This is a genomic window from Nostoc sp., from assembly GCF_036917095.1.
In the GTDB taxonomy this organism is placed as follows: Bacteria; Cyanobacteriota; Cyanobacteriia; order Cyanobacteriales; family Nostocaceae; genus Nostoc.
Window position 1 is genome coordinate 367,084 of record NZ_JBALFH010000015.1, and the last position, 13,277, is coordinate 380,360.

At 42.4% G+C, this 13,277-nt stretch carries 12 protein-coding genes; 4 read left to right on the plus strand and 8 right to left on the minus strand.

The window, feature by feature from the left end; genetic code table 11:
• Positions 1-3 precede the first annotated feature (3 nt).
• Together V7L01_RS05710 and pdxR are read right to left on the minus strand one after the other, a co-directional pair.
• A complete protein-coding gene (locus V7L01_RS05710) occupies positions 4-564 on the minus strand; it encodes a nitrate transporter (protein WP_335032726.1) in 561 nt (186 codons plus the stop codon).
• Positions 565-1,339: 775 nt separating this feature from the next.
• The gene (gene pdxR / locus V7L01_RS05715; protein WP_335032727.1) at positions 1,340-2,800 is read right to left on the minus strand and encodes a MocR-like pyridoxine biosynthesis transcription factor PdxR; all 1,461 of its coding nucleotides are present in this window, start codon (positions 2,798-2,800) and stop codon (positions 1,340-1,342) included.
• 94 nt (positions 2,801-2,894) lie between these two features.
• On the opposite strand from pdxR, the gene V7L01_RS05720 reads away from it, so the two are divergent.
• Both V7L01_RS05720 and V7L01_RS05725 read left to right on the plus strand, forming a co-directional pair.
• On the plus strand, positions 2,895-3,563 hold the full coding sequence (locus V7L01_RS05720; RefSeq protein ID WP_335032729.1) for a pyridoxamine 5'-phosphate oxidase family protein: 669 nt from the start codon (positions 2,895-2,897) through the stop codon (positions 3,561-3,563).
• A 237-nt stretch (positions 3,564-3,800) separates the two neighbouring features.
• Positions 3,801-4,205: a DUF4112 domain-containing protein gene (locus V7L01_RS05725; RefSeq protein ID WP_335032731.1), complete on the plus strand. Its 405-nt coding sequence runs from the start codon at positions 3,801-3,803 to the stop codon at positions 4,203-4,205.
• 50 nt (positions 4,206-4,255) lie between these two features.
• Here V7L01_RS05725 and V7L01_RS05730 read toward each other — a convergent pair whose 3' ends face one another.
• The 5 genes from V7L01_RS05730 to V7L01_RS05750 form a co-directional block, all read right to left on the minus strand.
• Positions 4,256-4,747 carry a DUF1499 domain-containing protein gene (locus V7L01_RS05730; protein ID WP_335032733.1) on the minus strand — a complete coding sequence of 164 codons (492 nt, stop codon included), beginning with the start codon at positions 4,745-4,747 and terminating at the stop codon, positions 4,256-4,258.
• A gap of 446 nt (positions 4,748-5,193) precedes the next feature.
• A complete protein-coding gene (locus tag V7L01_RS05735; protein WP_335032735.1) occupies positions 5,194-5,466 on the minus strand; it encodes a GlsB/YeaQ/YmgE family stress response membrane protein in 273 nt (90 codons plus the stop codon).
• Between the two features lie 412 nt (positions 5,467-5,878).
• Positions 5,879-6,613 (minus strand): nuclease-related domain-containing protein, encoded by a 735-nt coding sequence (locus V7L01_RS05740; protein ID WP_335032736.1) that lies wholly within the window; start codon positions 6,611-6,613, stop codon positions 5,879-5,881.
• Positions 6,614-6,755: 142 nt separating this feature from the next.
• Positions 6,756-6,926 carry a hypothetical protein gene (locus V7L01_RS05745; protein WP_335032738.1) on the minus strand — a complete coding sequence of 57 codons (171 nt, stop codon included), beginning with the start codon at positions 6,924-6,926 and terminating at the stop codon, positions 6,756-6,758.
• Between the two features lie 110 nt (positions 6,927-7,036).
• Positions 7,037-7,612 (minus strand): TIGR04376 family protein, encoded by a 576-nt coding sequence (locus tag V7L01_RS05750; RefSeq protein ID WP_335032740.1) that lies wholly within the window; start codon positions 7,610-7,612, stop codon positions 7,037-7,039.
• Positions 7,613-7,861: 249 nt separating this feature from the next.
• On the opposite strand from V7L01_RS05750, the gene V7L01_RS05755 reads away from it, so the two are divergent.
• Both V7L01_RS05755 and V7L01_RS05760 read left to right on the plus strand, forming a co-directional pair.
• Positions 7,862-9,370, plus strand: a complete 1,509-nt coding sequence (locus V7L01_RS05755; RefSeq protein ID WP_335032742.1) for a DUF3131 domain-containing protein — start codon at positions 7,862-7,864, stop codon at positions 9,368-9,370.
• A gap of 546 nt (positions 9,371-9,916) precedes the next feature.
• Positions 9,917-11,404 carry a helix-turn-helix domain-containing protein gene (locus tag V7L01_RS05760; protein ID WP_335032744.1) on the plus strand — a complete coding sequence of 496 codons (1,488 nt, stop codon included), beginning with the start codon at positions 9,917-9,919 and terminating at the stop codon, positions 11,402-11,404.
• Positions 11,405-11,548: 144 nt separating this feature from the next.
• On the opposite strand, the gene V7L01_RS05765 is transcribed toward V7L01_RS05760, so the two are convergent.
• Complete coding sequence (locus V7L01_RS05765) at positions 11,549-13,267, minus strand: PRC-barrel domain-containing protein (RefSeq protein ID WP_335032746.1); 1,719 nt, start codon at positions 13,265-13,267, stop codon at positions 11,549-11,551.
• Positions 13,268-13,277 lie beyond the last annotated feature (10 nt).

Consider the following 13,277-nt stretch of genomic DNA (forward strand, 5'->3'; position numbering starts at 1 on the left):
AATTTAGGAAGGTTTTTTCCCATCAGAAACCATTTGCGAGAGAATATAGGCTGCGAAATCTAGTAATTGATCTAGCAAAAAGCCAATGATACCGATGTAGATAATCGTCTGGATTATGTAATCGGCATTGCCAGCTTTATAAGCATCCCAAAGGGTAAATCCAAGTCCTTTTGGGCCGATTAACATTTCTGTACCAATAACTATAAACCAAGCTACCCAAATGCTAACTTTCAAAGCGTGAAATAGATGAAATATAGCTACTCTAAAGTTTTTGTTCTGTCTATGAAAATGCCGCATCCCTATTGCCGTATTAATAATCATCGTCCAGAGAGTTCCCAAAAAAACTACTATGATAGCAGCCGATTCGCTCTCTTGAAATGCTATTAGGGCAATAGGTAGCAAAGCTATAGGGGGGATACTATGCGGTATCTGAAATATCAGCCTAAATAGCTGATAAATCATGTTATTAATGCCTATGAAATATCCGATAAAACTACCTAAGACAACGGCTGGAATGTAACCGACAAATAACCGTTGCAGGCTAGCTAAAATGTCTAAAAACATATTATTCTCTCTGCCTCAGTTATCATAGAAAATATTTGGTAAATACTGTGGCAAAAACACAAAATAGCGATTTTAAAAGTGTATTTAATTACATGTTGTCTTTGAACTACCCAAAATTTTTGATATTTTCTCCTCCTTGATGGCTAATCAAAAACTTAGGTATTCTTACGATGTGGTAGTAGTAATACAAAGAAGAGGTAAACTTGGCTTTACTAAACCTTATCAGAAAAATAAATCCTGATTAGTAAATTAAATACAATTTCCAGAATTCACTTGCTTGATAATTGTACCAATACCAATTATTTGTGAAGCTGCACGAGATCGAGCTTGGTCAGACTTGGGACTTGAGCAAATTGTTCGGGAGCAATCTTATAGGTAATAGACCTCTTGGATAAATCAAAAATAAAGAACCCCACCCCGCATTTGAGTAAAGCAAACGCTCCCCTCCCCGCAAGCGAGGAGGGGGTGGGGTGTTAAGGATTTATATAAGAGGTCTAATCTGTATAAATAAGAATATCTAAAATTTTTAATATTAAATAAATCAGGACTTACGCAAGAACTCTCTGAAACTCTTATTCCTTTGTGTCCTTTGCGTCCTTTGTGGTTCGTTTTATCATAGTTTTGCGTAAGTCCTATAAATAACAAAGTTTGTTATTAGTAATACAAAATATTTTTAATATAGTAAGAATTAGAGGTAATTTGTCAAGCAAAAATAAAAATACTTTAGGGTAGCCAGTGCGCCGCTTGGATTCTAAACTGTTTTACTGGCATTCGCTTAAGCCCCCAAAATTACCTGAGCTAATCGGCGTACTCCTTCCTGAATTTGCTGCTCATTTAATTCAGCGTAACCCAAAACAAATTCACTACCAGGGCTATTATTTAAGTAATAGGGATGGGCTGCGCTAATACCTAACCCAAGCTGGGCAGCATTCTGGACTATTACTTCATCACTCATATCTGTATCTATTTTGACCATCAAATGCATTCCAGCGTTATCCCCTAGAATCTGGACTCTATCGCCAAACTGGGAAATTAAAGACTGCACCAAAATTTGCCGCCTTTGGTCGTAAAGCGATCGCATTTGTCGGATATGACGTTCTAGATGTCCTTCGCCAATAAAATCTGTAAGGGCGTGCTGTTCTAATAAACTACACTGACGATCTGTTAACCATTTAGCACGGGTAAATATATGCACCAAATTATCTGGCAATACTAAATAACCCAGACGCAAAGCCGGAAAAAGTACCTTGGAAAATGTGCCGATATAAATAACTGAATTGCCCCGATCTAATCCTTGTAAGGCTGGTATAGGATGACCACTATAACGATATTCGCTATCATAGTCATCTTCAATAATTATCGCTCCCGATTGCTGCGCCCAATTTAATAATTTTAACCTGCGCTCTAAGGATAGCACCGCCCCTGTAGGAAATTGATGGGAGGGAGTGATGTAAATAAGTTTAATGTTGGAGGTTGTTGTCAGGTTAGTAACCTCCAAACCTGATTTATCCACAGATATAGGAAACAAACAAGCTCCTTGGGACAAAAAAGCTCGTTGCGCTCCTAAATAACCAGGTTCTTCCACAGCAATCAAGTCACCTTTGTCAATCAGCAGGCGTGCGATCAAGTCAAGTCCTTGCTGGGAACCACCAATAATAATGATTTGCTCAGAAGTACATTTTACTGCTCTGGAACGAGAAAGATAAGAAGCGATCGCTTGCCGTAGTGGTTGATATCCCATTGAGTCGTTAGCATAATCAAGCACACTTGGGTGAGAACGGCAATGGCGAGATAGTAGTTTGCGCCACAAGTCTATGGGGAACTTATCAAATGCTGGCCGTCCATAGGTAAAGTTGATCTGCAATTCTAGTTCTGGTAAGCGTAAGAATGCTTTATTATTCAAATTTTTGCCATAGGCTGATAGTGTTATTGATGAATTAGTGGCTGAAGAAATTGACTCAATCGGTGCAGTATTGAGCAGATCGTCAGGGAGTCGATCGCAAACGAAAGTACCCGATCCTAGAATTGTTTCTAAGTAGCCTTCACTCAGCAGCTGTTCATAACTTTGGGTAACAGTGGCGCGGGAAATACCGAGAGATTGAGCAAGCGATCGCGTTGAAGGTAATCTTTGTCCTGGCGTTAATCTCCCTGAAAGAATCTGAAGTCGTATTTCTTCATAAACTTGGCGATGCAGTGGTATATCTGCTTGGGAGTCGATAAGGATCGCAAAGTCCATAGGTAAAAGTGGACTGGTAGTTTAGTAAAAAAGTGGCACTTGTATTATGCCACTTTCAGAATTACTCTGGCGATGTAGAGTTCAAATTCCAATCATGAATCAACAAGAGTCTCCTAGCCAAAGAACAACTATCAAACGCATACCTCAAAGGGGAAGCTATGAGTCTGAAATTATCTATCAAATTTTGGATGAAGGATTAGTTTGTCATGTGGGTTTTGTCGCAGACGGACAGCCTTTTGTAATCCCCACAGCTTATGGACGAATTGACGATACCTTATATATTCATGGCTCACCAGCTAGTCGGATGCTACGCTTCCTCCAGCAAGGTATTGATGTCTGCGTCACAGTAACTTTACTTGATGGTTTGGTACTGGCGCGATCGGCTTTTCATCATTCAATGAATTATCGCTCGGTGGTAGTATTTGGTACGGCTACACTTGTAGAGGATTCAAAGCAAAAATTAGCTGCTCTGAAAGCATTTACAGAACATGTTATACCTGGACGTTGGCAACAAGTGCGATCGCCTAGTCGCAGTGAATTAGCTGGAACGGTAGTGCTATCTCTACCTTTAGTTGAAGCTTCGGCTAAAGTTCGCACGGGTGGGCCAAATGATGATGTCTCTGATTATCAACTACCAGTATGGGCTGGAGAAATTCCCTTGCAATTAAATGTGGCAAAACCCATTACTGATTCAGGCTTACATCCCCAAATTGACGTACCTGCATATATCAGCAACTACACTAGACCAAAAGCTACGCCGTAGCCTCAAACAACACAAAGAAAAGCTTTCCCCCCTACCTCCCCTGCTTCCTCTACCTCCCCTGCCCCCCTGCCTCCCCTGCTCCCCTGCTCCCCTGCCTCCCCTACCTCCCCTGCCTCCCCTGCCTCCCCTGCTCCCCCAATTCATCCCAATATTCTGCAACCCCCTTTTTCTTTCTGACGGTACAAGACAAAGAACTAAAAATGGTGCAAATTAAGAGTAGTGTAAATATCAGAAATTATGGACGCTGCAAAACGCCTTGCTACTCTCAATCGCATCCGCAAACTTAGCCGCTTGATGGATACATCCATACGCATCCCTCTAACAGGTTTTCGCATTGGAATAGACCCAATTATCGGTTTGGTTCCAGGTGCTGGTGATTTAATCAGTACAGCGTTTTCAGCTTACATCATATTTTTAGCTACCCGTTTTGGCATCCCACGTCAAGATTTAGCCAAAATGATTTTCAATGTTGGTTTGGAAACAGTGGTTGGTAGTGTGCCTTTAGTGGGTGATTTATTTGATGCTTTCTATAAGTCTAATATTCGCAATTTGGCAATTTTGGAGCAACATCTAACAGTAGTTGAACCAGAACTCAAAGAAGTGTCTGATGAACTTTACTCTCGTAAGTTCAGCCAAGTTTAAGTTAGTCGTCATAGCATCATTAACCTTGGCATTCCTCACGGATAGTAAAATCAAATCTTTAAGTCCAAGAGAGCCAAACGAATTTGTTCCACACGCCTGCGGTTGACACCAAGATCCGACTCTCCTACGCGAGATGCCGAGCGCAGATGAATTACTGATTCATCGCTGGGGAAATAAAATTCTACATCGTCAACAAATTTAAAGATGCGGCTTTTAGAGAGAGCATGGATGTAATTAGGAGTCTGTTCTATTACTTCTGTACGGGGAACAACAGTGAGAACTTTTAGTAAAGTTTCTCTAGCCGCATCGCGATCTAGATGATAAGTAATCGGCTCGACGGCATGTTTGGCATCAGCATTTTGGCTCACGACACAGTTATCTGAAGCTGGACAAGCAGTAAGATGGCCATTATCAACTCCCAAGCCAGAAGAGGCAGCCCAAGTGGCAGCAGGAAGCATTAAACTACTAATCAAAGTTAGGAGTATTGCAAAAGTGATACTCCGCAAAAATCGCTGCCGGAACGCTGTTAACAGATGGGACACGATCAATTTACTCCTCAAGGTTTAAATAGCACTCAATTATTTTCGGTCATTTTGGATGAGCGCTGCGAGTTGTTGGTTCGCCCTAAAGAGTATCATCCATCCAGCCACAAGGATAGTCCCAATGCACACGCGCTGTGTAGTATCCGTCAAATTCAGTTTATCCACTACAGGTAGCGATGCCTACGCACTTTCAATTTATTCTTTAGGGTGAGGCGATCGCTCTCGCAGTGCAACTTTGACTTCCAAGAGTTACCCGACATCGCCTCTTGGTATTTACTTCTCAATTTTCTCTCTACGAGACGCTGAACGCGAATGCTTTAACAACAAAAGAATATTAGCGCCTACCTATATATAGGCAGGCGCTATTGTTTTATTTCAATTCAGGGAGAAAATATAGTTAAATGAGTTCCCTGATGTTTACTATTAATTAATTCCAATTTAATTGATTACACAGCACTGCGACTATTTAGCAAGTTCCACAAGAAAACAGCGACAATCGCCCCAAGAACTGCTACTGCAATACCGGGAATACTGAGTGTGGGGGCGGCTAATGTCAAGGTTCCTGTACTGAAAAACACACCCAAACTACCACCAACAAAAGCACCGATAATTCCTAATACGATTGTTCCTAGAATTCCGCCGCCTTGATGACCGGGGTAGATAGCCTTTGCAATAGCACCAGCAATTAGACCTAAAACAATCCAAGCAAGAATATTCATTGGTTTGATTTGATAAACGTTTTTTACCTGACAAATACACAATAGCAATCCGAACATTGACATTCAATCTACCAACGGAATCAATTATTAATAGCCTTGAGGATGAATGCTGTTACTTCTCGTGATATACCTCTTAACGCAATAGCTTGGGTTAATAAATTTATCTTTTAAGGCAGGGCGAGAAATAAAAGCTTAACCCAAGCGTATTAACCCCTAACCGAGATGGATAATATATAAAAAAAGCTCCTAGTAGGTCTAATACTGGGAGCTAATCAATTCATTGCTTGATAATTGCAGTATATACATTTTTAATGATTTATCTCATCTTGTTGAAGAATTAAGCTAAGGTTTGAAAGCAGATACTCAATGCGATGGCGTAACCGCCCGCCGTAGGCATCGCACTTAAATTTACTCAACTTGTAGGATTCAGGCGCTTAACAGGTTTGGGCTTAGGAATCGGTTTAGAAATTGGGGTAGTGTTTGTAGGCAGCGTCAAGTTTTCAACTGCTTGGGCAATCGCCTGTACTTGCATTGGTGTTAAACAATCAGGAAAACTATTTATCATCTGTAGCAGTGCAGGGATACCTTGCAAAACCGGAACTGAGCAATCATTTGCTCCTATCCATTTAGCAATTGGGAAGACTACTGGAGCCGCAACAAACCCATTAGGAAGGTTAGGCATTAATGGAGTAATCCACTGACTAAACATTTTTTGATGGTAAATACTTTGAGAAGTCGGACTATTGTCAACTGCTACCCAATTGTTACCTTCACGCCTTTTCCATTTATCTTTGTAAGCGCTAAATGAACCTTTCCAGGTTTTGACTTCTACTAAAAAGACACCACCCTCACCAATAATTAGATGGTCAATTTCCGTTAAAGAGCCTGAATTAGTGGGGATTAAGGCATTATTAAATATCACCCACGTATCGGGGAAAGATTGCAAAAGTAACGATACTCCCCATTCCCCCATATTGCCTTTGAATTTATTTGTGGCTTGATTAACTTCAAATATCAATGAACCTAACCCACCCAAAAAGCCATCACCTAATGTTTCATGAATTTCTTGGTGTTTACTAGATTTTTTGGTGTCGATTTTTTGTTTGAATACTGCCCTAAGTGAGGGTGATTGTTGAAGAGTTCTCATAAAATTTTGGTAACATTTCTCAGTAACCGCTATTTTTAGAGTTCCCAAAATTGGAGGGAAATTACTCTCTCCAACAGATGTCAACGGCGGGAACCACCGCTCTGACTTTTCGCTGCAACAGGTTACGCCGAATGGCACTAAGTTAAGCTGAAAGGTAAGCGGCGTAGGGATGCTCCAGGGGCACGGGAGCAGGGGGGCAGAGGGGAATTTCTAAATATCTGAACGCAATGCCTAAAATTTCTTCTTTCTCCCCTGCTCCTTTGCTCCTCTGCACCCCTGCTGCCTCAACGATTTTCCCTTTTCTTAGTGCCATTCGGGTTACGCCAAAGCCTAAACTTTAGTCAATAAACATGGCTTAATGCGATTAATTTAGGCTTTGTTGAGAATAAAATTTTCCAACTGGCTTCTACCCGTGTTTTGCGATTATTTGCCTAGATTCCGCTTCATTTGTTCTAACTCATCCTGAGTTTCCCAGCTCCGAAACTTCTCTTCTAAGTCATCAAAGCCACCAGAAAAACTGCTAGCTTGATTCGACCAACCACTGGTTTCAAAACGCTGCTGAGTTTGCGATTTAGCACGGGCTGTCTGTGCTTCGGCGGCTTTAGCTTGCACCTCCTGTCGCCGCTGCTGAATTTTTCGCAGTAGTTCCTGAGATTGGTTAATCCGTTCTTTCAGCCCTTGCATGTGTCCCCAACGCTGATTTCCTTCGCGCAACAAGGCTGCTTCTCGCTCGCCTGCCGCAGCCGCTAAATCCTCTCTGCCAGCGTTTTTGGCTTTTTGAATACGGATATGCCAACGTTGAATTTCTTGAGCGGTGGACAGAATTTCTTCTTGCGATCGCTTTTCTTGTAATTTTAAATCTGCGATCAGCTTTAATGTGTCTTCCTCTTGCTCACGCAGCTGTTCTAGCAGCGCTTCTAACTCCAAATGTGGATTGTTACGCAAGAATTCTTCTAAACGGTTTTCTAAAAACCGACTCAAATCATCAAATAAGCCCACTGCTAGAACTCCAGAGATTGGGTGCGTGACTATTTTATTGTAGTAATTATCATCGTGGACGGAATCTAAATTTTAGCAAAACAGAATTCAGGATTAAATTCTGTTGACAATCCTTCGGGAGTCACACTTCTACATCCCGTAAAAAGTCAGCGGAACTTCTGGGTGTTAGTTAGATTTCAAAGTTGGGAAGAATGTATTTGGTGAAACTACGCAAACAACACTGAGTTATAAAATAAGGCTTTAATCGGTATGAGTTCTGATTTTCAACCGCCACCTAAGAGCTTGTCCATGCTAGCTACTGTCGGAGGAGTACTTACCGCTGTAATCGCGATCGCAATTTTAAATGTTTGGTCTAAGCAACTTTCCAAGGCTTCTATAGAAAAACCTGAAATATCAAAATCCCAAACTGCTGCACAGCAACCGCAGAAACCCCAACCCGCTGTCTCTAGTGCTCAAGAAGCTGAAATAGTTGCCAGCCTTGATGCGAAATCTGTAGTTTTGCCAGGTCAATCTATTCCTAAAAACCAACTAACAGTAGCCATAATTCCCTATGTTGCTCCTGGAGTTGGAAAACTGACCCCAGAGGAAACGACAACAGCCCGTCAGGCTTGGTCATACTTCCAGCGCAACTGGAACGATGAAACTGGCTTGGTCAATTCCGTTGATGGCTTTGCCTCCGTAAGTATGTGGGATCAGACAGCAGCGATCGCAGCTTTGGTCAGTGCTAGAGAACTCAATATCGTGCCTGCGGCTGAGTTTGATGCCAAAATGAGCAAAATGTTGAAAACACTGGCATCTATGCCCTTATACAAAGGAGAACTACCCAACAAAGTCTACAATGCAAAAACCCTCGTACCCGTTAATTATGGTCAACTAGAAAAACGCGAAGAAATTGGTTGGTCGGCTATTGATTTAGGGCGGATGGCAATCTGGTTGAAAATTGTCGGGGCAAAATATCCAGAGATGCGATCGCTTTCCACAGACGTTTGGAAACATTGGCAAGTCAAGCGTCTGACCGAAAATGGTCAAATGTACGGTACTGCCGTTATCAAAGGCAAAGAACAGTACAACCAAGAAGGTCGCTTGGGCTATGAGAATTATGCTGCCTATGGTTTAAAGCTTTGGGGATTGGATGTAAAAAAAGCTTTGGATTATCAATCCCATGCTGCCTTTGTCGATCTTTACGGACAGGGAATTCCTTACGACCAACGTGACTATAAAAATTCTGGAGCCAATAACTACGTTCTGAGCGAACCCTATATTTTAGATGGCATCGAAACTGGGTTTCAAGCTTTGCCTAAAGCCTATGCCGATCGGATTTTAGCTGCTCAAGCAGCGCGTTATGAAGCCACAAAACAATTAACCGCTGTTACCGAAGACAACCTAGATCGCCCGCCATACTTTGTTTATAGCAGTTTGTTTGTCAACGGAGAACCTTGGGCAACCATTGCAGATACCCGACAAAAGCACAACGATTTACGATTCCTCAGTGCCAAAGCTGCGATCGGTTGGCATGTGCTTTATAATACTACTTACACCACGCAGTTATTTGATTTTGTCCAAGCTAACCTCAAATCTAAAGACGGCTGGTACAACGGCTTTTATGAGTCTCTGCATCAGCCCAACAAAACTCTTACCGCCAACAATAATGGCGTAATTCTGGAGAGCTTGCTATATAAGCAAGTTGGACAACCGCTCACCGTTTGGGCAGGAGTCAAAAGCCAGAAGTCAACTGAGAGGGCTATCAGAACACGGTAAGTTACAGTTAAGATTCTCAGACCATGAAAAAATTGGCGTTGCATAATAGAGGGATAAATTGAGTCCATCTACTGTGCAATGTCCATACCGTGGATCTCAGCAATTCTCATAATGAGAATTGTTATCATGACTTGAAGAGTAAAACTAACTGATAGAACCTGAAAGCTGTTGATTGATATTTAGATAGAGCTTTAAGTCTTATGTATCAAAAACTATAAATATTGCTGCGCTTACCCTGTTGTAATTAGGAACTTGCTAATACCAATTTAATGTGAAGTTGCACATATCTTGATCCCCCTAAATCCCCCGATAAATTGGGGGACTTTGAATTCCCCCCTTTTTAAGGGGAGCCAGCGCGGTCTTGGGGTCTCCCCAAGTGGAGCGACTGGCGTGGGCTAGGGGGGATCGAATTCTATGCAGCTTCAGAAAGAATTGGTATAAGAATAAATTATTCCAGTTAAAAACTTATAAAATAGTTGTATTCCAACAGTTTTCACGGTTATTGTCTACCATTTTTACCCACATGAGCAGCGTATTTTTAGAGAGATGAAACAGTTAGCAAAAACGTTACAGAGTAAACTTTTTCATCTTTTTCAGCAGGTAATAGCAATTACCATTTACCGTAATCCAAATCCAAACAAAACTAATGTTGCTCTTGATGAAGAAATTGTAGAAGACCCGACTGCCCAATTATCAAAGCAAATTCCTCTTCCAGACAGAGTTAAGAAAGATGGGCAAAAGTTACTGTTAAATAACCCGTATCCAGCTAAACCCCGACAATTCAAAAAAGCTTCCTTATTTCCTGACAGTAAGACTAGTATTGCTGCATTGTCGCTAGTTTTGCATGGAGTCGCGGAAGTCTTATCTCAAAAAATGAATCTGTCATGGAAAGATCGAGTAAATAATACTTTCAGCTACGAAAAAGAAATTGAAAGTGGAAAAGGAAAAATCTTTTACTATGTAACAGATAATCCCGAAACCCCACAACCAGAAACTCTGGCCGAAGAGGCTGCTCTAGTTGTTATAGATCAATTTGACCCCAGGGCGTGTGCAATTCACCTGATTTACTGTGCCTTAGTAGCTAGCCTAGATAAACCTTGGCAAGGCAATTTTATCATAGATGATAGGCAACTACTTGAATACACAGGGCTTGTTAAACGCAGGGACTTATGCAAGCATGAAAAATTGAGTATTTTGTACCACTTGTTACGGCAACCTGCTCAGGTACTAGCCTGTATCACATGGCCTAAACAGGGTAAAGTGGGAGCTTTTACTGTTGCTGATTTAAAGATTTGGGATGTTAATATAATACGAGATTTTCAAACAGATAAAGCTGGCAATCACAAGCTAGTGGGTTTAAAGGTAATCGGTCAAGCTGGAGTATGGACAAAATACTTCCTCAACAAATCTAAATACCACTACCACACTGGAATTATTACCAAGAAAACCGTACAGAAACTATTTAGCATTGGGAAACAAAATGCTGGCGCGGCTAGAATATTAGTTTGGCTAACCTTCCAAATCCAGCCAGAATTCCAGGATTGTGTAATAGGTAAGACTTTGATGGAGATTGCTTACAGTGCAGACAAAGTATCAACAGCAGAGCAAGACAGACAACTGAGACGGCAAATGGCTGATGACTTTGAAACTGACTTGAAAGTTGTCAAAGAAGCAGGATGGCAAGCAGAACTTGAAACAGGCCCAGCTTGGTTAACAAGCAGCAAAAGCACTAAAAGACCTATAGGTTACTGGAGTGAAATACTGAATTCTAAATGGCGTTTTCATCTACCAGTAGAAGTAGAGTCACGCTTGATGGATTCAAATCAGCTAAGTGCAAACAATATCCAGCCTCTATCAGGTAATGCGATCAGAGAAGCTAGAAAAGCAAAAGGCTGGTCTAGGGCATTTTTCGCTACAACGATGGGAAAAAGCGTTTCCTGGGTTGATGCAGTCGAGACGGGTACACGTAAGGTTTCTCAGAAGGACTTGCCTAAGTTGCTCAACACACTGGAACTACACCTTAACAGGTATTGATTTCAACTAAAATTGAATAATTTGACAAAAAGCGCACTCTAGATGATGCCTGTTACCGCAAATAAATGCGATAACCACAGCAGCAATTGAACCGGATAAAGCACAACACACGAAAAAAATGCCCAAAGGCATTAAAGTCGGGCATTAGTTGACTGAGATTGATTTGCCTTCAAGTTGCGATCGCCCATTATCGTGATGCGACAGGGCCGCCATTCCATGTTCTTGGGCACGTAGTTCTCGATCGGATATTTCTGGTTCTTTAATATAGACCGAACTAAGTAAGATATTTAGGACTCCACTTTCTTCAGCCTGACGCACAGCAGAATGCGTAATCAATTCACCCACATTCAGAATCACGTTGTCTTCTGGATCGAGAATGACGCGGGTAACTGGACGACCCAGTGCAAGTTCAATTCGTTGCTTCCTCATTGCCCGTGTGCTGCGTCTTTGTAGCATTTCTGCCTTCTGTTTCAAGGCTTGCCAGAAAGTGTTGAGGTTCTCTTGAGCGACACTTGCCCCCTGGCGCAGTTGAACTTTGGTTTCTAACCATGTGTCACTTGTGGTAGAACGAACTGCGGTTGCTAGAGCCAGACCAGCAGCGTTGAGTAATTCTGCTTGTTTGCCATAAGTCTGGGCACGAGCAAGGACGGATTCAGTTACAATCTGCCCAGATGCCGCAATAATTAAGCCATCTTCAGCACGCACCGTTTGTAGGACTCTGCGCCCTCTTACCTGCTGGATCGCCTGTGCTGTCAGCCCATTAACGGAGTGACGTAGGTTAGCAGCACTGCTCATCGTTGCACTCCCGATTCGTTTGCTAGTAGATTCTGTTGCTGCTTGCAAATTGCGGGTGATATTGGCAGTTAGACTGCCACCCGTGGCTCGATAGAGTTCATCGAGGATACCTATGCGCTCGGCCGCTTCTGCATCGACTAGCGTGACTGACTGCCCCTGTAGTAGGAGTACACTACCGTCTGGAGTTAGCACATCCCGCTCAACATGCTTGCCAATCACATATACTTTTTGCTTTTCAGGGTCAACCAAATTGTTTGTCAGGGAGGCAGCTGCATCTCGATTCAGGTCTTGCAGTTTGCTGCTAGTAGCATCAGTTGCTGCTTGCAGTTGCTCACCTGCATTCTGGCTTGCTGACTGTAGCCTGCGGTTCACATTCTCTACTGAGCTTTGCAGTTGCTCACCTGCATTCTGGCTGGCTGACTGTAGCCTGCGGTTCATGTTCTCTACTGAGCTTTGCAGTTGCTCACCTGCATTCTGGCTGGCTGACTGTAGCCTGCGGTTAGCCGTTTGAGCCGATTCTTGCAACCTGTCTTCAGTTGCTTGGACGGCTCCCCGGATACCACCGACCTGTTCTTCCATCATCTGAGCAGTTTCTGGAGGTACAAAGGCAACATCGTCACCAATTGTCAGTGCTTCGGGAGCAGGAACGAACGATCGCCCCGAATAAGCATCGGCAAATACACCGCCAGAAACTTCGTATCCTTCCACCAGTCCACTATGCTCATCAAAGAACAAATCCACCAATCCACCAAGGTAAAGTCCCTCAGTGGTCAGAATTCTCGTTCCTCTTAGTACGATATTCTGGTGCAGAATCTCTTTAATTGCAGGCACACGATGTGCTTTAACAACAGATTCTTTCGATTTAACTACGATCGCATCGAACCCGATCGCTAGCACCTCTTGTAGGGGAATTACTTTTGCATCCCGAAACAGTCCCTTCTCTTCAACCAGGAAACCCAAAAGTTGATTGCGTTTGCAATCAAAAATTAAATCTAGAATTCGCTGAATTTTTTGACCCTTGTCAGAGGTGACGACTACTTTATCGATCGCATCACTACCTTTACGCATTTATCTATCC

What these genes read in the sequence shown, in the direction of transcription:
- V7L01_RS05765 (WP_335032746.1), bottom strand. Translation starts at nt 13,267, where the DNA reads ATGCGTAAAGGTAGTGATGCGATCGATAAAGTAGTCGTCACCTCTGAC.
- V7L01_RS05720 (WP_335032729.1), top strand. Translation starts at nt 2,895, where the DNA reads ATGAATCAACAAGAGTCTCCTAGCCAAAGAACAACTATCAAACGCATA.
- pdxR (WP_335032727.1), bottom strand. Translation starts at nt 2,800, where the DNA reads ATGGACTTTGCGATCCTTATCGACTCCCAAGCAGATATACCACTGCAT.
- V7L01_RS05710 (WP_335032726.1), bottom strand. Translation starts at nt 564, where the DNA reads ATGTTTTTAGACATTTTAGCTAGCCTGCAACGGTTATTTGTCGGTTAC.
- V7L01_RS05740 (WP_335032736.1), bottom strand. Translation starts at nt 6,613, where the DNA reads ATGAGAACTCTTCAACAATCACCCTCACTTAGGGCAGTATTCAAACAA.
- V7L01_RS05745 (WP_335032738.1), bottom strand. Translation starts at nt 6,926, where the DNA reads ATGGCACTAAGAAAAGGGAAAATCGTTGAGGCAGCAGGGGTGCAGAGG.
- V7L01_RS05735 (WP_335032735.1), bottom strand. Translation starts at nt 5,466, where the DNA reads ATGAATATTCTTGCTTGGATTGTTTTAGGTCTAATTGCTGGTGCTATT.
- V7L01_RS05725 (WP_335032731.1), top strand. Translation starts at nt 3,801, where the DNA reads ATGGACGCTGCAAAACGCCTTGCTACTCTCAATCGCATCCGCAAACTT.
- V7L01_RS05755 (WP_335032742.1), top strand. Translation starts at nt 7,862, where the DNA reads ATGAGTTCTGATTTTCAACCGCCACCTAAGAGCTTGTCCATGCTAGCT.
- V7L01_RS05760 (WP_335032744.1), top strand. Translation starts at nt 9,917, where the DNA reads ATGAAACAGTTAGCAAAAACGTTACAGAGTAAACTTTTTCATCTTTTT.